Source organism: Thiohalomonas denitrificans, assembly GCF_016841685.1.
GTDB classification, from domain to species: Bacteria; Pseudomonadota; Gammaproteobacteria; order Thiohalomonadales; family Thiohalomonadaceae; genus Thiohalomonas; species Thiohalomonas denitrificans_A.
This window is the reverse complement of record NZ_JAENYR010000064.1, coordinates 1-20,278: the sequence shown is the minus strand read 5'-3', so window position 1 is coordinate 20,278 and position 20,278 is coordinate 1. Positions and strand designations below refer to the sequence as shown.

General features: G+C 54.8%; 19 protein-coding genes and 3 pseudogenes. 5 read left to right on the top strand and 17 right to left on the bottom strand.

Annotation, left to right across the window (positions count from 1 at the left end; genetic code table 11):
• The first annotated feature begins 489 nt into the window (after window positions 1–489).
• Together Q7L05_RS13100 and Q7L05_RS13095 are read left to right on the top strand one after the other, a co-directional pair.
• Window positions 490–1,221: a response regulator gene (locus tag Q7L05_RS13100; protein ID WP_303907380.1), complete on the top strand. Its 732-nt coding sequence runs from the start codon at window positions 490–492 to the stop codon at window positions 1,219–1,221.
• Between the two features lie 125 nt (window positions 1,222–1,346).
• Window positions 1,347–1,526, top strand: a complete 180-nt coding sequence (locus Q7L05_RS13095) for a hypothetical protein (protein WP_303907377.1) — start codon at window positions 1,347–1,349, stop codon at window positions 1,524–1,526.
• Window positions 1,527–1,750: 224 nt separating this feature from the next.
• Here the strand turns inward: Q7L05_RS13095 and Q7L05_RS17450 are convergent.
• The 14 genes and pseudogenes from Q7L05_RS17450 to Q7L05_RS13040 all read right to left on the bottom strand — a co-directional run.
• Window positions 1,751–2,137: pseudogene (locus Q7L05_RS17450) on the bottom strand (RidA family protein).
• A gap of 401 nt (window positions 2,138–2,538) precedes the next feature.
• Window positions 2,539–3,024 (bottom strand): GNAT family N-acetyltransferase, encoded by a 486-nt coding sequence (locus Q7L05_RS13090; protein ID WP_303907374.1) that lies wholly within the window; start codon window positions 3,022–3,024, stop codon window positions 2,539–2,541.
• Window positions 3,025–3,691: 667 nt separating this feature from the next.
• Window positions 3,692–4,228: a hypothetical protein gene (locus Q7L05_RS13085; RefSeq protein WP_303907371.1), complete on the bottom strand. Its 537-nt coding sequence runs from the start codon at window positions 4,226–4,228 to the stop codon at window positions 3,692–3,694.
• 141 nt (window positions 4,229–4,369) lie between these two features.
• On the bottom strand, window positions 4,370–4,909 hold the full coding sequence (locus tag Q7L05_RS13080; protein WP_303907368.1) for a class IV adenylate cyclase: 540 nt from the start codon (window positions 4,907–4,909) through the stop codon (window positions 4,370–4,372).
• Between the two features lie 234 nt (window positions 4,910–5,143).
• The gene (locus Q7L05_RS13075) at window positions 5,144–5,878 is read right to left on the bottom strand and encodes a transposase (protein WP_303907364.1); all 735 of its coding nucleotides are present in this window, start codon (window positions 5,876–5,878) and stop codon (window positions 5,144–5,146) included.
• 325 nt (window positions 5,879–6,203) lie between these two features.
• Window positions 6,204–6,746 (bottom strand): DUF6624 domain-containing protein, encoded by a 543-nt coding sequence (locus Q7L05_RS13070; protein WP_303907362.1) that lies wholly within the window; start codon window positions 6,744–6,746, stop codon window positions 6,204–6,206.
• Between the two features lie 123 nt (window positions 6,747–6,869).
• A complete protein-coding gene (locus Q7L05_RS13065) occupies window positions 6,870–7,307 on the bottom strand; it encodes a JAB domain-containing protein (protein ID WP_303907359.1) in 438 nt (145 codons plus the stop codon).
• Between the two features lie 116 nt (window positions 7,308–7,423).
• Window positions 7,424–7,861 carry a bifunctional diaminohydroxyphosphoribosylaminopyrimidine deaminase/5-amino-6-(5-phosphoribosylamino)uracil reductase RibD gene (locus tag Q7L05_RS17445; protein WP_317623128.1) on the bottom strand — a complete coding sequence of 146 codons (438 nt, stop codon included), beginning with the start codon at window positions 7,859–7,861 and terminating at the stop codon, window positions 7,424–7,426.
• A gap of 124 nt (window positions 7,862–7,985) precedes the next feature.
• Window positions 7,986–8,075: pseudogene (locus tag Q7L05_RS17440) on the bottom strand (glutathione S-transferase); the annotation flags it as partial.
• A 426-nt stretch (window positions 8,076–8,501) separates the two neighbouring features.
• Window positions 8,502–8,903 (bottom strand): methyltransferase family protein, encoded by a 402-nt coding sequence (locus Q7L05_RS13060; protein ID WP_303907382.1) that lies wholly within the window; start codon window positions 8,901–8,903, stop codon window positions 8,502–8,504.
• A gap of 568 nt (window positions 8,904–9,471) precedes the next feature.
• The gene (locus Q7L05_RS13055) at window positions 9,472–10,668 is read right to left on the bottom strand and encodes an IS4 family transposase (protein ID WP_303907353.1); all 1,197 of its coding nucleotides are present in this window, start codon (window positions 10,666–10,668) and stop codon (window positions 9,472–9,474) included.
• Between the two features lie 873 nt (window positions 10,669–11,541).
• Window positions 11,542–12,369 (bottom strand): hypothetical protein, encoded by an 828-nt coding sequence (locus Q7L05_RS13050; protein ID WP_303907350.1) that lies wholly within the window; start codon window positions 12,367–12,369, stop codon window positions 11,542–11,544.
• Window positions 12,370–12,462: 93 nt separating this feature from the next.
• Entirely contained in the window at window positions 12,463–13,500 is a 1,038-nt protein-coding gene (locus tag Q7L05_RS13045) for a hypothetical protein (protein WP_303907347.1), read from the bottom strand.
• 169 nt (window positions 13,501–13,669) lie between these two features.
• Window positions 13,670–14,353, bottom strand: a pseudogene (locus Q7L05_RS13040) (class I SAM-dependent DNA methyltransferase); the annotation flags it as partial.
• Window positions 14,354–14,765: 412 nt separating this feature from the next.
• Between Q7L05_RS13040 and Q7L05_RS13035 the strand changes: the two are divergent.
• The gene (locus Q7L05_RS13035; RefSeq protein WP_303907344.1) at window positions 14,766–15,599 is read left to right on the top strand and encodes a hypothetical protein; all 834 of its coding nucleotides are present in this window, start codon (window positions 14,766–14,768) and stop codon (window positions 15,597–15,599) included.
• Between the two features lie 383 nt (window positions 15,600–15,982).
• Here the strand turns inward: Q7L05_RS13035 and Q7L05_RS13030 are convergent, their stop codons facing one another.
• Entirely contained in the window at window positions 15,983–16,189 is a 207-nt protein-coding gene (locus Q7L05_RS13030) for a hypothetical protein (RefSeq protein ID WP_303907341.1), read from the bottom strand.
• A gap of 867 nt (window positions 16,190–17,056) precedes the next feature.
• Between Q7L05_RS13030 and Q7L05_RS13025 the strand changes: the two genes are divergently transcribed.
• Window positions 17,057–17,320: a helix-turn-helix domain-containing protein gene (locus Q7L05_RS13025; RefSeq protein ID WP_303907338.1), complete on the top strand. Its 264-nt coding sequence runs from the start codon at window positions 17,057–17,059 to the stop codon at window positions 17,318–17,320.
• A gap of 4 nt (window positions 17,321–17,324) precedes the next feature.
• A complete protein-coding gene (locus Q7L05_RS13020) occupies window positions 17,325–18,662 on the top strand; it encodes a type II toxin-antitoxin system HipA family toxin (protein ID WP_303907335.1) in 1,338 nt (445 codons plus the stop codon).
• A 735-nt stretch (window positions 18,663–19,397) separates the two neighbouring features.
• Here the strand turns inward: Q7L05_RS13020 and Q7L05_RS13015 are convergent.
• Both Q7L05_RS13015 and Q7L05_RS13010 read right to left on the bottom strand, forming a co-directional pair.
• Entirely contained in the window at window positions 19,398–19,685 is a 288-nt protein-coding gene (locus Q7L05_RS13015; RefSeq protein ID WP_303907332.1) for a GIY-YIG nuclease family protein, read from the bottom strand.
• A 107-nt stretch (window positions 19,686–19,792) separates the two neighbouring features.
• The coding region (locus Q7L05_RS13010; protein WP_303907329.1) for a hypothetical protein at window positions 19,793–20,278 on the bottom strand (486 nt) is incomplete at its 5' end.

The window sequence follows — 20,278 nt, the reverse complement described above, 5'->3', positions numbered from 1 at the left end:
GGGACTGGACCCCCCAAGGCGCGGTATGGCTTAACCCGGAAAAGGAGGATAAAAAACTAAAGGCGTAATGGGGAAATCGGACAACTATGTTGACAAACACCGCTCCTTCTCAGTCAGTAGCCTAACGGCTGGCTCGAATTAACGCGGGCAAGGCGTTAGCGCTTTCCACGCGGTCGCGTCCAATCTGCTGATCGCCGATTGCGTTAGCTTATCGAAGCTACGCTTCTGAGAGAAGGATCAGGCCCGCCTTGATGATTTTGGCGCGCGAACAACGAGCGGGTGCGAAACGAGAACCTGACGCCTCAGGTTGCGACGCGTCCAGGTGGGTGCAGGTAGTGACGAGTTGCGATAGGCAAGAATAAACCTCGCCACGCCATAGCCGGCAAAGTAGGCGACCTCATTCATCCGGGCCTGCCGCCCACCTTCCCCTCGCCCAGCCCAAGTGAGACAATCCCTAACGTTCGATACGAATACGAACAGGGAAATGTTATGAAGCTACTGATCGCTGAAGACAACGATCTCATACAGGCCCTGAACGGCGCACTGATGGCACGGTGGGGATATGACTATGATCTCGTAGCGGACGGCGCCGAGGCGATAGAGTACGCCCGGCGGCACGGCCCCGAATACGACCTCTGCATCATGGACGTTCAGATGCCGAGAGTCGACGGCCTGGAGGCCACCCGGGTTATCCGGCGCGAGGTCGACTACTTTCCCATTCTTGGCTACTCAAGCGACGACTGGATGGAGCGTGCATGCCTGTCGTCCGGAATGGACGCATTCCTCGCCAAAACGGGTGAGCCCGACAGGTTACGATCAGCCATAGACGAGCTGACACCGAAATCGCTGCTGGTCGATTGGGAATCCGACAGAATCACACTGAAAAGAGCAAAGCCGATGACTCCGGAAGAACTCAGAGAGCTACAGGAACTCAAGAAGAACGGCCTCACCAAGCTCAAGCTAATCGGCCTCGACCAGGCCTTTATCGTTCACAAGAACATCCAGAACAAGATCTCGCACGACTTCGTCGCCGAGGGGAAAGAGATCTCCGAATTCATCGACCGTTCCCCAACCGAACCCGGCCGCTGCCACCTGTACCGAGCCAACCTCTACGTCACCAAGGACCTGTTTCTTCCCGAAGAACTGGAAGAGGCGATCAATAGCGAGAATGAGATGGCTGTGAAGTTCAACAGTGCGGTGGAGAAGCCGAAGGACGAGTAGGCGCCCACCTACTCGGTTGGATCTCGGAATTAGACCTATCGCCCCGAACGGTACTCCGTAAACCCGTTATGGAAAAATCGCGCTTCGCAGTAGCCTCCCATCACGGAAGCCAGCGGAGACCTGCAATGAGTAGCGGAAACCGGTACAAGCGCCGGCAGACTAAACACGAGCTCCGACGGGCCAAGGCATGTGTCATCAAGGAGCCACTGGGGCCGGATGAAGTGGAAGGTGCGATCCAGGCCGAAGACAAAGTCGCGGACCGTTTTAACGAACCGGCAAGCTCGCTTAAGAAGCGCCGCCGATAAGGCCACCACATTCCGGGGACAGGCTTGAAAAACACCAGCCCTGACCTCGGCTACCCAACTGACGAGCAAGGTCAAGATCTGATTCCGATCCCGGGACCAGCAACGGCTTGGCAGTGCCACACTTCGGTTCCTGGGCCGCGCCCTTCTTACGAGCGTCACGCCGAGAGGAAAAAGTTACTACGATTCCATTTTTCCGTTTTTCTGACCCTTTTTTGCTTACCCGATTATACCTGCCCCAGGACACAATCGATCTCCGTCTCTACGAGCCAGTCGGGCTCTATGAAGCGACTCGCTTCAACAAACGTGCATGCAGGCTTTATTACAGAAAATAGCTCACCATGTGCTTTCGCCGCTTCCTCCCAACGAGATATATCAGTAAGCATGATACGAGTTCTGATTATGTCAGTCGGGTTTCCGCCAGCTTCTTGAATAGCTTGAATAGACAACTCCAGGCAATACTTTGTTTGCCCTTAAACATCCCCGACGCAAGTAGTTTCACCATTTTTTATAGGTGCCGTACCGGAGACAGAGATCAGGTTTCCAACTCTGCATGCTCTCGAAAACCCAATCGGATCTTCAAGAGGCGAGCCTGAACTTACCAACTTTCTCATCCGCTCCCCCTGAGGGTGTAACGCTGCGCTCACCGGTAAATGGCTCGCGAAGCGAGTAATTTATCCGTTGCAGCGCTTTGTGACAACGCAGTAATTAGCTGCACATTCTCTTCCACAAAAACAAAACGGGGTCAAAACAAAACGGGGTCAGGTCTTTCAGCTTGCATATGCAAGATGAAAGACCTGACCCTGTTGTACTGTGACCCTGTTGTACTGCATTGTTGAAGAAGTTGCAGCCCAATAAATCCGACAAAAAACTGGATCTCTCTTTCCAGAGAAACGGCATTAAGCGCTACGTGATCGATAACCATGCTCATTCCTTTGCTGCCGAACGTTTAAGGTGAGGGGCGCGGAGCGGGCGGGCGACGCCCGCTTGCGGAGCGTCCCTCTCGACCGAGATGTTAGGTTGCGTTTCGCAGCAACCGCATGTGAATAAGCGCAACCCGATTCCCTTTTTTGTCTTTCCGTTCCTCGACCGCATACGGTTGAAAACCCAATTTCGGGTAAAGCAGCAGGCCAGCAACGTTTTGGTTGAAACACGATACCGTTACCTCGGCGGCCTTATGTTTCGAGAAAGCAAGGTCAATCATCTGTTCGATGAGATACCGGCCTAACCCGCGCCCGCGGGCCGCCGTGGAAACAATGACGTTACCAATGGAGCAACAGCCGCCAACTTCCCAGCGGTAGAAGTTGGCGAAGGCGACGACTTCACCGTCAAGCTCTACTACTGTTGAGTCTGAACGCTGTGCAATTGCGTCCTGCAACTGGGATGGAGCCAACGGAAAATCTGCCTTTGGAAACAAGAAGAACAACTCATCTTCGCTTTGCGGAAAGCCGCAAATGATCTGAATGTCTTTCTCGGCGACAGGGCGATGACTCGGCGACATGTTTCAAGCAACCTAACAATTAGCTAGCCCGCGCCCGCATCATGGAAAGGCGCAACGCTTTCCGGCGTCGGGCTGAGCGACTGGTTAGCTGCTAATCGGATTCCCATATTCGATCAAAGATCCTGCGTTCTGGGTTCCAGGAAAATATTAAACTCGCGGAAGCCGGCCGATAATAGACAATTGTGTCTCGCACGAACGTAACACTCTTCGTGGGGCTTCTGGCGCACTCGCTTTCCGTATCACAAAGAACTTCGTACGTGCCTGGCCCGTACTTCTCAAGCCCCATGAAGAGGGACCCATCGAAGTCACCACGTTCCAAAACAAACCATTTCTCCTTCCCTCGAGGGAATGTCACGACCAGCAGCCCTTCTATCTTTCCGTCGTCACTCACCACGAGCATTGCGCCATCAACCAAGCCATCTCCATCCCAGTCTCCGTGGACCAAGGATTCGATGCCGTGCTCCTTTCGAACGCCACCGTTGGCTTCGGCATCTGTTGGCATACGCCAGCCTTTCGGCAGAGTCGGTCCACTACCAAACGCGGGTACAGCGAGGACGCTCAACAAAATGCAGACGGTCGCTCTCATGGCAGCTAACGCGACAATAAGCCGCGCCGCTGCCGCAGCGCGAAAGAGCACCACTTCTCCGGCGTCAGCTTCATTGGTTGGTTAGATTTCATTTTCAAGTGTCCTGACAAGTTCATTAAGAAACTGGAACAAATCGATTTCGAAACGCCACTCTTTGTCCCTGTACTGGGCCTCAACGGTAACTATGACTAGGTCTCTATGGTGCGTGCCATTGGGGATCTTCCGAGACTCGGGAGGCGCCGACGCGTCGGCGGGAAAGATGACGCAGGTTAGAGCATCCGTGCCAACCGATATAGTCCTGTTGTGGATTAGCTTATTGAGCACCAAGCGGATGCTGATCTCATCGTCCTTTAAAGCGCCGTTTTCGTAGTACTTTCCGATGGTCAGTAGTCGTCGGTCGTAGTCCTTTAGTATGCCTGTTTGATCATCAAGAAACCGCGCCTTAATAGCGAGACTAAGAAGCTTCTCGAGGAGCATCCGCGCCGAGGCCTCCATAACCTCGTGCCGCAGATATGGGACTGTGGTGAGATTGCCTAAAGAGGCAAAAGCCATTTGCGCCAAAGAACAAGTTTCAATGGCTTCCTGAACAATGCTCTCGCGGCCTGGTAAAAGCTTCATAGAAATCTAACGCCTAATTCAAAGCATACGAAGGGGCCAGGTCTTTCATCGTGCATATGCAAGATGAAAGGCCTGACCCCTGTTGTTCGTAATCTCGAATATGGCAAGTAAATAGGTTCTCATGCAATTGCAAATCGCATTTCAACAACCTGCTGTGCGTTTGTTAGGCGTATATCCGGCGAGGAGATCGACATACGCCCCTGTAACCAAATCCGACTGCTCGATACCAAGGTCGGATATGATCTTTTGAGCGATCATGGCCCCTTCAGCTTCAGTCTGCCCCGTTCGGAGTACAACCTCCAACTCCATGAAGTTCCCCAGCCCTTCCACCTCGTCCAAGTGGACTCGTGTTTGACCGACGAGAAATACCGTACGCCTTTTCTTCACGACTGCGCGAACCCCTAGCGCTGCTGCCAACCCCGCTTTGAGACTGTCAGGCTCAACTGCCGGTGAGCGAACATAGGTTGACTGCTTGGGACCGGATGAATCTTGCCGCTCATACTGAATCAACTCGCCCCTGCCGTCCCCAAACTCCCTGAGCTTAAGCCGACCTCGCGGCACACAGAAGAAAGTGTCCTCTTGCATGATCAGCGCAGGCGGACCATCTGCGAGCTTAGCGGCGGCACGCGTTAGCGCGACAACATCACGCGAGCGAGCCTTAATTTCGATATTACGTCCCACGTTCTCTCTCCGATTCATCTATATCGCCCCAACGAAATGGCGTTTATCAGGCCGGCGCTGGCACTGTGTCGCGCCGAAGGTCCCGCGCCCTCGCGCACAGGCGGGATACACGCTGTTGGACTGAACCGCCTGGCAGAGCGTTTGGACTAATGGGTTTTGTATTCCGCTCGTGGGTTTGGATGTGCTGCCGATTCAATCAATGGGGTCAGTGTCATTCAATCAATGGGGTCAGTGTCATTGATTCTTAACTTCTCGAAATGCTGCTGACTTCCTGTCCCCACCCCGCCCCAATGGCGCCGCTCTCCGCCCCGTCTTGGCCTCAATCTGTCCCTTGAACCGTTCATCACCGAGCACCCAAGCCTTGTTCGTCGCTTCACGGATCGCCGCCAGATCCCGCTCGGGCATCCTGCCACGAAACAGAGCCCGGTAAGCACTCTCCCGCTCCACCTCCGTGCTACCCAGTCGGCTATAAATTGGGTGGGGTGTCAACAACTGAACAGGCTTGCCCAAAGCATTCCCTTGATAACTGGACCAGGGGTATTCTGATGCGTGCACCACCATACCTGCACGCACCGGGTTCAACTCGATATAGCGATACACGGTCAGTAGATAGTTCTCAGCATCCACCAGGGTGGATTTGTACCGCCCCTCCCACAACGTACCGGTTCGGCCATGAGTGAAATTGAAGTACTGCACGTACTTGCGGCCCTGGGCCTGCATCATACGACTGATTCCCTTCTCGTCGCTTGGCGTCACCAGCAAATGGACGTGATTGGTCATCAGCACAAAAGCATGGATGGCAACCCGGTATTTTTCGGCAGCGTCCTTGAGGAAGGATAGATAAGCTTTGTAATCTGCCTTTTCGTAAAAACACGCTGCACGGTTGTTGCCACGCTGGATGACATGCTGGGCACATCCAGGCAGATAGAGTCTGGGCAAACGCCATGACGGGAACTCCCCGTAACTCATCTCAAGATTCCCCCCCTTACCCCAGGAAATCAATGACTCCGACCCCATTGATCGTTATTCTTGCCGAACCTGCGGATTTCATAGCGTAACTCAGCCATGCCACTACCGATTTGACGAACAGACACCAATTCCAGCTGGGGACTCAGCACTCTGCGAGGAAATGGCGGTTTGTGCAGTCCGGTCGAAGTCTGTAGAACATCTGATTTTCAACCTGCACATCCTCGAAAATTCCTGCTAAAGCCCCGGCCAATCCGTGTCGCTACCCTACCTCCCCTACCCACAGCCGAGCGCCGGGTGGGTTCTCGGCGCCGCGTTCAGCCAGTTGCTAGCGATTTTTCCGATTATCGATCATGGGCCGGTATGCCTCTTGAATGCGCTTTGTCGCTTCTGATAACGGCCCTAATCCCATCTCTTTCCGCAATATATCTACTTTTTTCGGCTCTGCGATTGGCAACGGATGAGCAACTCCGTTCTCGTCAAAATCATGCTGTGTTCCGTAGACCTGAGGTTTCCCTGCCATGGTCAACGTTCTATCTTGCAGATACGCCAAACACCAATTTTCGGCCTCACCTGTTGCGACTGCCTCTTTCAGCAGAGGCAATGCACGCTCCATAAACTCCTGGTCCAGGACACCATGCTGGACAATGAGCCAAGCCGCCTTCGCACCCTCCTTTCCAACGATGCTCTTCCCGGGCCAGCCATATTCAGCAATTATTTCCTTGATACGAGCGATATTGCTTTCATGCAGCTGCTTGAGGCGGGGGTGATATTCATCTTCTTTCAATTCCCCGGCTTCCATGAGCTCCCGCATCAACCGCTCGTCTTTTTCCTGCATTGATAGCAGCTCTTCGCGCAAGTCGTTGTTCATCCGTATGCACTTCCTTGATAACGCCACCCCTGAACCGCGCTTGCCGGCGACTGACCTGAGCGGCAGCGAAGGTAGGGAGCTGTCAAGCGTCGGCCTGATGCGGCTGCAGCGCCTTGTTCGGCACTATATGTGCCCTCTGCTGGCAAGGCTGGTGTAACCGCCATCGCCGATAATGATCATGTCCTGGAGCACAATCTTCATTGCCTCTGCCACTCGTTTCAGCTCAGTAGCAGCCTTGATGTCGCTCGCCGACGGTTCGGGCGATCCTGGTGGATGATTATGTAGGAGCACTATTCTCTTTGCTCTTATCAGGGCAGCGCTTCGAATGATTTCTTGTGGTTCAGCAAGGAGGTACTTTTCGGTTCCTATCGCCACCACCTCAAAGGAGATAATTTCGTAGTTCTCCGTGAGGTGCAGGCAGACAAGCTTCTCCTTCGCCTCGTTCTCCATATCCTTGAACAAGCGATATGCGTGCTCGGCTGACTCAACAGGGATACCCAGCAAGTCATCATCGACCCGCTTCCTCATAAATGTTGCCTTTAACTTCTTAATGTATCCCATGAATACCTGTCTTCAGGTTGATGTTCACGCCGCGCTGCACCCTGCCTGCCGAACGTTCGCCTTGAAGGGCCGAGGGAAGCGCGCAGCGCTTTCCGAGGTGCATCTCGAAGGCGTGGTCAGCTATAGGTGAGGTATGGGTCTATGAAACTCATGACCCGCTCCTTCAATATCCCTGTTTCCACTCTCACCCCGGCCGCTCGCAACACGCGAATACCCTCCCCTCGATTCCCAGGGTGCGGGTCGAGAACGGAAACAAATACTTTCTTGGCTCCCTTTGCGACAAGCGCTAAAGCACACGACGGGGTGCGCCCTTGAAAGGAGCACGGTTCAAGAGTAACGAACGCAGAAACGTCCTCAAGCGACTTGCCGTAGAGCCGAAGTGCCATAGCTTCGGCATGCTCATGCCCAGGAGGTTGCGTGTAGGCTTTGGCGACAACCTCATGATTCCTTACGAAGACACACCCGACCGGTGGATTCGGCCGACAGGCTGGCAGCGACTTCGCAGATTCCTCAAGCGCTAAAGCCATGTAGTATTCCTTATCTTCTTCTGTCATGCGACATTCAACCGACCGGGCTAAGGCGTGAAGAAAAACGCCCGGCGCTTCCCGGAGTTGGCCTCCAGCCCATTGCTGGGCTCCGATGTGTGGATACCGTTGTCCGTCGCATTTGATAATGTCGTATGTGTTCATAGGGCAAGCCAAGCTCACCTACTGTCCAGAGAACCTTCTGAACGTTGTAGGCACTGGGCCGGCCCCAAATTCTAAGCATACGCTCCCCTTATCGCCCAACGAGCCTGAAAAAAAACCTGTTCCAGCAGCAAAACGTACCGCATAGTTTTCAGATGCGCACGTTTTATTTCTCTTGTCTTTATCGCGTTCTCAGCACGGCCAATTCGCTAGCTCGCGCTCCGAATGATGCACCGGCGGGGAGGGCCTCGCCTTCTTTCCAGATATTCCAACTTCTGGTCAAACGGTCAGGGACCGTGTTTGTTGCGCAATGACGACCCCAAGACCTGCAGCAGTGAAGCCGAAATGAATAGTAGCGATTGCGGCAATCTGTGCAGCTGGCTTCCTCCTGGACACCGAATGCCCCACGTAAAACGTGCGTTGCCCTGGAGCGCAGGGGAAAGGTAAGCGTCGGACTCACCGGAAAATTATCAGCGTAGCGAGTAATTTTTCCGGGCGCACCGAGTTGTTATATCCATCGGCGTACCCTGGCTGCATACTTATCGAATTCATCTCCGAATTTCTGGGCCATATACCGTTCCTCGGGCTGGATCTGAAAGCAATTCATGTAAACAACGAATAAAGGAAGTAACAAAAATGCCAAATAGTTCATCAGGTACCACGCCCACCCGAACAATACCAAGAAAAATCCGAGATACATGGGATTTCTGCTGATGCGATAGACCCCGCTTACCACCAACCGTGAAGATTTATCGGGAAAACGAGGGTCGACAGTCGTATTAGCCCTTCTGAACTCGAACACCCCAAGCACTGCAACTATTACTCCGAGGGAAATAGAGCTGGCCGACAGACCTATCGTGCTGCTGACAGGTGCATTCAGAGCAGGAAACAGTATTGAAAAAACCCACATCCCAACCGCGACTATAATCATCTGCATAACTGGGGGGATTCGAAGCTCAAGAACTTGCACGATGTGCGCCTTTGAAGCCGTCGCAGTAGGAAGGCCGGTTACCCGACGCCCCCTGCACAGATCCCGGCGTGCGGTTTTCCCGCACCGGGCTTTCCAATCACACTCACTCGCGCAGAAGAAGAACTCCTCACGCAAGCCCCCGATCCCATCCTGCTGCGGTAGAAATGTCCGGGCGGAAAACACTATATTCCCGCTCCCGTATCGAACAAAGGGGTCAACGCTGGTCAACTCCCTTTTCTACGATCCGTCTCATCTTCCTTTGCGCATACCAATCCTTCGGCAATTTTTGGTTCATCGATTGCTTTAGCTTATCGAAGCTCCGTTTCTGGGAAAAGAATCAGGCCCGCCTTGATGATTTTGGGCGCGCGAGCAACGATCGGATGCAACAATACGAGAACCTGCCGCCCGAGGTTACGACGCGTTGTGCCAGGTTCTCAGGGCCGCCCTTCTTACGAGCGGCACACCCAGAAGAAAAAGTTACTACGACCCTGAAGGATCCCCACGAATTTCACGCAGACACGGCTAATTCTGGCTCCCGGAAAATGGTCCTGATTTGTCGTAGCTTTGTAGTTGTCATGTGAATGTCGCCCCGCGAGATCACTCGCAGCCCCAGGAAGACGCAGGACAGGACGGCTCGCGAACGGATCGTGTTGGCTTGGTAGCCTCGGTCAATGCCCTCGGACCGAGCAGCCTTCCCGAACAGCCAAGCGATAAAAACAGCCAGCGCATTGACTAGCAGCAGCACCGAATAGCGCTCTGCAGAGCGTGAGCGGGCGCGCTCTAGACCGAAGCCGTAGTACTCGCTCTTGGTATCGCGAAAGTTCTCCTCAATGCTCATCCGTTTGCGGTAGGCTGTAAGCACCGCCTTCGTTTCCTTCGCTCCGCCGGACAACGAGGTTGCGATAAGCCACGGTTCACGCTCGCGGGCCGAGGCGGTTTTGCTCGGTTTCGAGTAGGAGATATTACCGTACGGTGTTTTGCGACGGCGGCCTTTCGGCGGTTTACGTAAGCCGTAAACGGAGCACTCAATTGGATTCGATCGAGCCACTAGAAAGTTGCCCAAGTAGGTCGGTCTCCCGGTTTCCAGCAGCCTTCCAACCGAGGTACAGCGGATCCATAGAGATTCGTTTGGCCTGGAAATTTGCACGGTTCCGCGGATCCGCCCGACCCAGTCCCAGCCGAGTGCTTCGACTGCGCGGAACCAGGGATTTTTGAATCCGGCATCGGTCACCACAATGGGGCGGCACTGGCTGGGAAGGAGTTCTGCGAGCGAGTTCAGGAATGCGATTTGGACGCGACGGCTGCCAAGATGGGTTCGCTCATGGACTTCCTCATAGAGCGTCAGTGCCCTTCCCTCGGCCGGAACCGAAGCGCGCAACACGTGAAAGCGGCCATCGACACTAACAGGCGACCAATCCACCAAGATATGAGGGCGAGTCGAAGAGCTAACCAGCCAGCTTGTCATTTCCCCGTAAACCAAAGCGGCTTCCCCGAGTAGGCGTGGATTGCCGATAAGCCGGTCCATTCGCTTGATGTTGTACTTCTCCAGGATGCGACTCCCGACACCGCGCCCCAGGCCGGTAACGCTTACGCACCGCTCGGCTAATGCGGATGAGACAGCAGCTTTGACAGCAACGTAGCGGCTCGCGTGCATGGTTTGACACAACTCGGGAAGGCACGTATCAAGGACATCGGTGGTGTGCATCTCCTGCTCCTTTCTGGATGACTTCTTGGGCTTCGCAACCACAAGAAGATCACGCCGGGAGATGCATGTCCACCCCTTTTCCCTAGCTGGTCAGATACTTAGTCCACGTATTCGTGGGGATTCCTCAGACTACGACCCCATTTATTGTCACCCGGAGCTTATTCGCGATAAGTGAGTCCGGCTTGCCTAGCTAAACGCCCCCAAAGATCGGTTCCCTGCTCCGAGAATGAAGCCTTCTACGCCGTAGCGCGTATCCACCCCACGGGTTCAAACGAACACTCTGCGGCTCGGTACCCCTTGCCTCTAATGGCATTCAGCGCTTGATTGCGCCGACAAGCGTGCTTTCTGTTTCGGAGTGCTATTTCGCCTAGCTATCTTGTGTGCGCCGGAGCGGGTTGGCAGTGATGTTATTCAGTGGTGTCACATTCGCAGACGTCACCTCTATTGAGTAGAGATGGATACGTGGTTACGGCTTCGTTCAGGTGGCCGCCCCGCGGCTGCTTCGCCGCAGCCACGGCGGAGCCGGACCGGCGGCACCGCCCGGCCCTGGGCCGTTCTCTTGATGCTCTCGCCGGCGGCCATTGCCGTGGCGCTTGGCGAAGGCTGGGCTCCCGATGCGATAAATGGGGTCGTAGTAACATTTTTCGGCTACCCCTCCGTGAATGTCCGGTTTGGCTAAAAGGCGCCTTGGCCCGCTCCGACTCGAAACAGCCCAGAAAAGTTACTACGTCCCCATTTATCACAACTACAAAGCTACGACAACTCAGGGCCATTTTTCGCGGCCCAGAATTAGCCGTGGCCGCTTGGAATTCGTGGGGATCCTTCAGACTACGACCCCATTATTCTATAAGAAGGGGATCTCTAAGATCTTTGTTAAACAATTACACCAAAATATTCCTTAATTTCAGTTAAATTTCTCAACCAGAGTTCCATTTCTTCTTCATTGATGCATTCTTTGTAGGTTGCTTGCCTTTCAATGCTCTCCTTGGCTGCTTCTTCCAATTTTTTCTCCAAAATAACTTCGACACTACCCAGAAGAACGGAATGGACTTCCTCGACAATTATTCGGAATTTACCATCATAATCAACATTCAAAAGGCCGAGCGCCTTCGCCGCAATATAGTAAGCCATAAGATACTGCTCAGAATTTTTCAGAGATGGCACTTCTTCACAAATTTCTTTCCAAGCAAAAGCAGTCTTTGTCTTGTTTGAAAGCACCAAGCAGTACAGCGCTTGCAGACCCCGAATAGAACTTTCTTCGACAAATCCCTCAACGACTTTGCTGCTTATTTCTTTTGAGACTTCAGACTCTTCCCGTGTTTCAGTTAACTTTGACGGGGATAGGTTCTCGATCATGTTTTGGGTAGACAGAATATTTCTATCTACCAACTCAATCGCGTTGGGTATTTTTTTGATTTCTTCGAGAAGTATTCGGTTGCTTTCGTCTATGCCTTTAGAGGTGTGCTCGAGATGACCAGAAGATGTATTCAAGCGCTGAATTATGTCGTTAAACGAACTATTCGAAACCATCGAGTAGATGATGGCCAAAATCGCCAGTATTAGAGATGACAAAGTAAGCGCGAACGTTATGTACTCAATCAGCCCGCTAACTTTTGACCATTCTACAGATATTAAGACGACAATAACGGCCAGAAGAATGGCAATAGCGTAAGAAAAGTGAATTTTTGATCTGTCTTCCATGTTTTTTCCTTATTACGCTTAACTAACCGATCGCGTCGCCAACGGCCGAAAGTGGCAGAGCGATGCGGCGTTTTTTGTTTGCGTCAGCCTAATTTAATCGTTAGATTGCTTGAATGCTGAAGCCACTGGCTTTGACAAAATTTCAACCATGGATTTTGGAGAGCTTGATTCGCCCGCGTTGGTGGTTCCCGCATAACCAGTTGCCTGCGGCGAAAAAATACAGCTCGCAGCTTGTAGCATTATTGCTTCTCTAACACCGGAATCACCGCTTGCCTCGATTAATGCCTTGTGAGTCATTAGTGCATTTTGTCTATGTTTATTAAGAATCGCGTTGTGCTTATGATTTAAAAAGTTACGTGCCGATAAAAATAGAACATATGCAATTACCGCAAAAACTAAAACCTTGCTAATTCCAAGTTGGATTGTGTCATATGTATTTGATGGCGCCAAAATGGATATTTTGTGTAAAAAGAGGGTAATCACAGCGTAACCTCCCAACAACCAAGACAGATTGATTGTTTTCTTTCTCCATTTTTCTGCCTCACCTTCATGGTGCTCAGACTCCGCTCTGAAATGTGCAGCCTGTTGAGTGACGCCCTCTTCAGCGGCAACATTCCGTATTTCATCTAACACCCTTTGGGCTTCTGACTCATGACCGGCCAAAGCTTCTGTAACTTTTTTTGCCTTGTCTTCAATGCTTTGAAGTGTTGCCCGCGCCTCAGTATCTAAGCGTTGAAAATCGGCAGAGCGATGAAGAGAATAAGAAATGCATGGATGTAATTGTTGGAACGCTGCTGGATAAGCGCCAACAATTTGATCAATAAATGACTTTCTCACTCCATGTGGATTCTGCTGTTCAGGGCTGAACTCTAAAATTTGCGAAAACAGCTTGTAATGAGCATTGGCGTGATCTCTGATGACCGTGAGCTGTGCATCAGGAAAATCATCAAGCGCTTTTATTGAGAGGCGATTATATAAGTCTACAAGCTGTTGAGCTGGTGAGATTGCATCTTTGAAATTGAGCGAGGTACCTAAGTCGCTTTCCCTTGCCAAGTTATGAGTGTCAAATTTCTGTATTCTTAGCAAAGAGGCAGCAGCTTCTTCATGTAATTCTTCGTTACCGATTATCATAATTCCTCCCTCAATTATTTTTTTTGAATCCAAGTTAATTATGTAAAATTGGCCTTTACGGTCCTATATGAAATCGGTGTTTGCCATGCTATTTCAATTCGGTCTGTCGGATATTGCCTACACAAAATCCCCGTGCTGGATTCGGCAGACAGCCCCGCCGCCCCCGGCACTAAAAGCTTCCCGTCGACTGCCAATCGTCGCCTTTTCGTCGCGCCTGGCCGAGCACTTCTAGGGCGGCGAGGACCTGGGTGATTCCCTTTAACGGCTTGCGTTTGAATTGGGTGGCGAGGGCTTCGGTGGTTTGCGGGCCGACGGCGAGGAGGGCGCGGACGGTTTCAACCTGTTCGGGGATGGTTTTTGGCCAGGGCTTTTTGCCTTGGGCGGCAGGCGCGGGTTCGGCGGCCTTTGCCGTTTCGCTCTTGAGGTCCGCGGTGGTCTGTTCACCCTGCGCTTCGGGGGCCTGGTAGTCGGGGCGCAGCCAACGGATGTGGCCCCGGGCCTCTTCGGCGGCGCGTTCGCTATTGAGGGCGACGAGACGAGTGAGCAGCTCCTCTTCGGCCTCGGCCTGCTCGGCGGGCTTGTCGGGCAGCGGGGTGGTGGCGCCGGGGCGGCCTACCAGAGCGTCAGCCAGATCGTCCCAGCCGTGGGCTTCGAAGACGGCGCGGTCGAGGTCGTCGTGCAGTTCGCGCAGGAGGGTGACGAGGCCCTGCTGGTGGATGGTCTTTTTCTTGGCAGTCAGCGGCTCTTCCGCCCGCAGTTTCTCCAGTACGTTGTACATACCGGTCAGGGTCAGCTCCGGGTGTTCGGCCTGCCGGCTGTTGCGGTGGGCGTCGAGCTGTTCGGCGGAATCGCCGCTGGCCGGATCGGGCCGGGGCAGCCCAAGCAACTGGCACAGCTCGGTCAGAAACAGCTGATGGTTGGCCCGCTCCGAGCCTCCGGTGTCCCGCCAACGGGCGATGAAGTCGCCTACCAAATCGTCGGTCGCGGGGGCTTGCAGGTTGTCGTCCAGGCGGGCAGTCATCCACTTACAGTCCGTTAGGTGTATGACGCCGATGATACCAATGGGCGTCCGTAGCCGCCATCCGGCTCCGTTTGTCCATGCAGGCAGCCAATGAAGTCTCCTCCGTAAAAGTCCGTAGATCCCTATTCTGCAGGGAATAAAGGCTGGAAACGGGTCCGGAAACTCGCTATGCATTGAGGAAACCGCCTCCACGAAGTCGTGGGAGGGAGTGGCTAAATGAATCTCGACTGACAAGGAGGTCAGCATGAAGACCAGCGCGATAGTTACACTGGTGGCGGCCCTGGGGCTGCCCATGAGCGTATTCGCCCAAAGCGAGGAGATGCAGAATGAGGCGGTACAGGGTGCAACCCCCGCCGATACCCGGCAGATCATCGAAGATTGGCCGGAGGTCTCAAAGGAGGCCGCCAACGCCATGACCGAAAAGTACGGCCAGCCGGATGAGGCGACGCCGAGCATGCTGGTATGGAACAACAATGGACCGTGGCTGCGTACGATTGTCTACAAGGAGGAGATCGACCACGAATTCCCGGTTCCCCATAAGGACGTGCTCGAGCAGTTCATCAGCTATAATGTGCCGCCCGACAAGTTCGACGAACTCGCGGAGTACGACGGCAGCGTGATCGCGGAGCGCACCAAAGGCGAACTCTCAGCCCGCTGCGATAAGGAGGCGGCGAACTTCCTCGCGGTGAATCTCGCCGACGATATCATCAAAGGCGAAAAGAGCGTCGAGGAGGCACGCGAGTTCTATGCCGACACCATCAAGCAGGTAATGCAGGGCCAACAGCCTGAGTACACCACGGCACTGCTTTTCGAACCGCCTCCGATACAACAAGCCCGCGATAGCGACGAGCGAGCTATCTCCGTCGCCGAAGTCGAACAGCTGCGCCAAGGTGAGGCCGAGATCGCCAGCTTCTCAGAACTGGACAAAGACGATAGCGGAGATATCAGCCGTGAAGAGGCCCGGGAGCACGAGCGCCTGAACGAAGACTGGGCGCAGTACGACGCCGACGACAACGATCGGCTTGACCGCAACGAGTTCAGCGCCTTCGAAGCGCAAGAGATGGAGCAATCGCCTTAATCCATTGACCAGCCCGCGCCGCAACGGCGCGGGCCTGCCCCCTTAGATGTGCTCTGTCCCTGGCCGGCCCTGCCGGCCTCGCCTGCCCATCAATTTTACTCTGACTTAATGACCCCTGTACTCCCGCCAGCTATTTGCGTTCCGAAATGGTGCCCGTCACTCCCCCTCATCCCGGCCTTCGCCTCTAGGGATTTCGGGAACTTCTATTTGGCTGATATGAGCAGGTAGACCGGGGAGCGATCCGATAATCAGGAGAAGGTGAACGAGTTTGTTGGCGCGGTTGCTGAACGATACCGGAGATGCCCGTGTGGCAGAGCTGCAGGTTTGCTAGCAGGCATCGAGCGTCGGAGTATACCTTTACTCTGCTCTTGGGTGTTGGCCGGTCAGGCGTCGAGGGATTTCCAGAGCCCTGCGATCACCACGAAGATGAGGGGGACGGCCAGGGCGGCTGCGAAGAGCTGTGAAGAGAGTGCGGCTTCGAACAGCCAGTGCCCGACGAGGATCCCGCCGAAGGTGGTGATCACGATGGAGAGGGCCACCTGCAGGGGCGGGCCGGCCCAGTCGTGAAGGAAGCTCTGTTTCCAACGCATGGGGGGGAGGCTAACCGCCTCCGTTCTGCTGTTCCGTGCCCGGATCACGAAGCGGAGGACGGCTCTCCCAATAGCCTCTGTTCGAGTTCTTCAGAAGCGCTGAACAAAGTACCTAGTACCAGATTGCCGCGTCGCTGAGGCTCCTCCTGATGAACTTGCCCTCCCTGGCTGTCATTACGAGGAGCCTAAGCGACGAAGTAATCGCCTGCTCCCAAACCCCAGATTGCCGCGTCGCCTGGGGCTCCTCCTGAAGAACTTCCGCTTCTGTCACTGCGAGGAGCCCCGGCGACGAAGCAGTCTGGTACTCCGCAACATCGAGATTGCCGCGTCGCTGGGGCTCCTCGCAATGACACCTAAGAGTTCGTCATTGATTCGGGGCCGCGCAGCGGCGGGTACGGCTCGCAATGACGGCTGTTCGTCACTGATTCGGGCCTGCGCAGCAGGGGGTACGGCTCGCAATGACAGCGGCGGGGAAGTTCATAAGGAGGAGCCCCGGCGATGAAGTAATCTGGTGTCCTAACAGCGAGATTGCCGCGTCGCTTAGGCTCCTCCTGATGAACTTGCCCTCGCTGTCATTACGAGGAGCCCCAGGCGACGAAGTAATCTCCTGCTCCCAAAACCCCAGATTGCCGCGTCGCCGGGGCTCCTCGCAATGACGGCTGAACGTTCGTCACCGATTCGGGGCCGCGTGCGGCGGGTACGGCTCGCAATGACGGCTAAGAGTTCGTCATTGATTTGGGGCTGCGGAACGGCGGGTAGTGCTCGCAATGACAGCTAAACGCCTGTTTTACCAATCATGTTTGGTAAACTTGTTTTACTTAACGTTCTTGGTAAAATGTTTTTACGCGATATCTTTGGTGAACCGCTATGTCCCAGGAATATGTGATCCGCACCCCCGATCAGGTGACCCCCGTCCTTAGAGGTTTCCGCCGTTTGCGCCAGCTCAATCAAGAGCAGGTCGCCACCGAGCTTGGGATCTCCCAGAAGAGCTATTCGGCATTGGAGCTAAACGCCAGCCGCACCAGCGTGGCCCGGCTCATGGCGGCTCTGGCTGCGCTCGATGTCGAGTTGGTGCTGAGGGACCGACGTACCGGAGAGACGGTTTCTGCCGAACAAGTCCGCGAGTGGTAAGCCAATGGGGCGTCGCTCCCACACCCGCACCCTGTCGATCTGGATGAATGGGGAACTGGTCGGCTACTGGTCGATAGCCCCGCAGGCCGAGCAGTTCCAGTATGCCGATAGCTGGGTTCAGTCTCCTGACGCTCGCCCTCTTTCGCACTCGCTGCCGATCACCCCTGACAATGCGCCCTACAAAGGGGCGAAGGTGCGTGACTGGTTCGAAAACCTGCTCCCGGACAGCGAATCCATCCGAAAACGACTCGCCGGGCGGTTCGGTGCGGACTCACTCTCCGCCTTCGACCTCCTTGCCGAGATCGGGCGCGATTGCGTCGGAGCCCTTCAAATCCTGCCGGAGGGACAAACCCCGCCGCCCGCGACTATCGAGGGCGAACCGCTGGACGAAGCCGGTGTTGCCTCGGTGCTGGAGGCGGCGGTTTCCCCTTCGCGCTTCCGGCAGCTTCGCGAGGATTCCGATTTGCGTATCTCCATCGCCGGCGCGCAGGAGAAGACCGCTCTGCTGCGCCACGAGGGGCAGTGGCTGTTGCCGTCAGGTGCCACTCCCACTACGCATATTTTCAAGTTGCCTCTTGGGCTAATCGGCGGGGAGCGCAAGCTCGACATGCGCGATTCGGTGGAAAACGAGTGGCTCTGTTCCCGGATTCTCCATGCCTATGACCTCCCCGTGGCGAACTGCGAGGTCGCCTCGTTCGAAGGGCACCGGGCCCTCATCGTCGAGCGCTTCGATCGGCGCTTCTCGCATGACGGTTCACGCTTGTGGCGTCTTCCCCAGGAGGACCTGTGCCAGGCACTCGGGGTTTCTCCGCTGCGAAAATATGAAAAGGACGGAGGTCCGGGGATCGGCCCGATCATGGAACACCTTGCCCACTCGGCCAACAAACGCTCGGATCGGGTGACGTTCTTCGAGGCACAGCTACTGTTTTGGCTGCTGCGTGCGCCGGATGGGCATGCGAAGAATTTCAGCCAACGACTGCTGCCTCGCGGCGAGTTCCAGCTAACGCCGTTATACGATGTTATTTCGGTGTACCCGGTACTCGGCAACACGGCTCGTCAGATATCGCCGCACAAGGTGGAAATGGCCATGGCCATCCGTGGCAAGAACGTCCACTGGAAAATGAAGGACATCCAAAGACGCCACTGGAACGCCGTCGCACGGCACTACGGCATCGGTAAGGACGCCGAACCGATTATTGCGCGCGTAATCGAAACCACGCCTCGGGTCATCGAGACGGTTCGTGCCGAACTCCCTGACAACTTCCCTTTCCAGGTGGCCGAATCCATCCTGAACGGGCTCAGACAGAGCGTGGCGTTACTGGCGCGTATGTCGCCCGAGTAGTTCATCCCGTGCCTCTCAATAACTAGAGACTCATGTGCTGTCATTACGAGCCCTACCCCCAGCTGCGCAGGCCCGAATCAATGACGAACTCTTAGGTGTCATTGCGAGGAGCCCCAGCGATGCGGCAATCTCGATGTTGCGGAGTACCAGACTGCTTCGTCGCTGGGGCTCCTCGCAGTGACAGAAGCGGAAGTTCTTCAGGAGGAGCCCCAGCGACGAAGTAATCTCTCCTGCCAACCCCGGGATTGCCGCGTCGCCGAGGCTCCTCCTGATGAACTTGCCCTCGCTGTCATTACGAGGAGCCCCGGCGACGAAGTAATCTCCTGCTCCCAAAACCCCAGATTGCCGCGTCGCTGGGGCTCCTCGCAATGACGGCTGAACGTTCGTCACCGATTCGGGGCCGCGTAGCGGCGGGTACGGCTCGCAATGACAGCTGAACGTTCGTCACTGATTCGAGGCTTCGGAGCGGCGGGTCAACTAGAGAATCATGCGGTGCAATGACTAGAGAATCATGCGCTGTCATTACGAGGAGCCCCAGCGACGAAGTAATCTCGACCGCCAAACCCGGGATTGCCGCGTCGCCGAGGCTCCTCGCAATGACAGCTGAACGTTCTTTATGGATTCGGGGCCGCGTAGCGGCAGGTACGGCTCGCAATGACAGTAGGACGCTTACATCCCCGTAGGCGTTCTCATGATTGATCGCGGAGGGAGATTCAGCGAGAGAAAATCCGCCTTTTATGTTGTAGACAAATCCCGCCACTGCGGATTCAACTGCTCAATCAGTCTCACCTTTCTTTCTCGGGACCCGGCTTTTATCTGCTTTTCCCGCCCAATTGCCGCCTCAACATCTGGCGTCGATTCGAACCAGACCAACTTGTGGCAACGGTACTTACTGGCAAATCCGGGCGTCAATCCATTCCGGTGTTCATAAAGGCGTCGCTCGAGATCATTCGTAACCCCGGTGTAGAGTACTCGATTATCTTTATTAGTGAGGATATAGACGTAATAGTCGCGTGCATCCATGGCGACCTCCTTGCCTGAGAAAAAGAACCTTACGCAGTTGACCGAAGAGCATACTGCTCCCAGCCAAATCGCTTCTACCGTTAAGCCCCTGGTTGTTGAGTGCAATCTCATGTGCTATTGCGAGCACGACCCGCCGCTACGCCTTGAATCAACGACGAACGTTCAGCTGTCATTGCGAGGACGCCTACATGGATGTAGGTGGTAGAGCGACGCATGCCGCCATGGAAGGCGGTAATAGAGAATGTCTGGAACCTATTCTCGAGGATGCCAAAGCCGAGCCTAAGCGACGAAGTAATCTCCCGCTCCCAAAACCCCCAGATTGCCGCGTCACTGAGACTCCTCCTGAAGAATTTCCCTCCGCTGTCATTACGAGGAGCCCCGGCGACGAAGTAATCTCTGCTCCTAACCCCGAGATTGCCGCGTCGCTGGGGCTCCTCCTGAAGAACTTCCGTTTCTGTCACTGCGAGGAGCCCCAGCGACGAAGCAGTCTGGTACTCCGCAACGTCGAGATTGCCACGTCGCTGTGGCTCCTCCTGAAGAACTTCCCCCCCGCTGTCATTACGAGGAGCCCCGGCGACGAAGTAATCTCCTGC

Coding starts and splice junctions, on each gene's coding strand:
- Q7L05_RS13100 (WP_303907380.1), top strand. CDS start 490: ATGAAGCTACTGATCGCTGAAGACAACGATCTCATACAGGCCCTGAAC.
- Q7L05_RS13095 (WP_303907377.1), top strand. CDS start 1,347: ATGAGTAGCGGAAACCGGTACAAGCGCCGGCAGACTAAACACGAGCTC.
- Q7L05_RS13090 (WP_303907374.1), bottom strand. CDS start 3,024: ATGTCGCCGAGTCATCGCCCTGTCGCCGAGAAAGACATTCAGATCATT.
- Q7L05_RS13085 (WP_303907371.1), bottom strand. CDS start 4,228: ATGAAGCTTTTACCAGGCCGCGAGAGCATTGTTCAGGAAGCCATTGAA.
- Q7L05_RS13075 (WP_303907364.1), bottom strand. CDS start 5,878: ATGAGTTACGGGGAGTTCCCGTCATGGCGTTTGCCCAGACTCTATCTG.
- Q7L05_RS13070 (WP_303907362.1), bottom strand. CDS start 6,746: ATGAACAACGACTTGCGCGAAGAGCTGCTATCAATGCAGGAAAAAGAC.
- Q7L05_RS13065 (WP_303907359.1), bottom strand. CDS start 7,307: ATGGGATACATTAAGAAGTTAAAGGCAACATTTATGAGGAAGCGGGTC.
- Q7L05_RS17445 (WP_317623128.1), bottom strand. CDS start 7,861: ATGACAGAAGAAGATAAGGAATACTACATGGCTTTAGCGCTTGAGGAA.
- Q7L05_RS13060 (WP_303907382.1), bottom strand. CDS start 8,903: ATGTGGGTTTTTTCAATACTGTTTCCTGCTCTGAATGCACCTGTCAGC.
- Q7L05_RS13055 (WP_303907353.1), bottom strand. CDS start 10,668: ATGCACACCACCGATGTCCTTGATACGTGCCTTCCCGAGTTGTGTCAA.
- Q7L05_RS13050 (WP_303907350.1), bottom strand. CDS start 12,369: ATGGAAGACAGATCAAAAATTCACTTTTCTTACGCTATTGCCATTCTT.
- Q7L05_RS13045 (WP_303907347.1), bottom strand. CDS start 13,500: ATGATAATCGGTAACGAAGAATTACATGAAGAAGCTGCTGCCTCTTTG.
- Q7L05_RS13035 (WP_303907344.1), top strand. CDS start 14,766: ATGAAGACCAGCGCGATAGTTACACTGGTGGCGGCCCTGGGGCTGCCC.
- Q7L05_RS13030 (WP_303907341.1), bottom strand. CDS start 16,189: ATGCGTTGGAAACAGAGCTTCCTTCACGACTGGGCCGGCCCGCCCCTG.
- Q7L05_RS13025 (WP_303907338.1), top strand. CDS start 17,057: ATGTCCCAGGAATATGTGATCCGCACCCCCGATCAGGTGACCCCCGTC.
- Q7L05_RS13020 (WP_303907335.1), top strand. CDS start 17,325: ATGGGGCGTCGCTCCCACACCCGCACCCTGTCGATCTGGATGAATGGG.
- Q7L05_RS13015 (WP_303907332.1), bottom strand. CDS start 19,685: ATGGATGCACGCGACTATTACGTCTATATCCTCACTAATAAAGATAAT.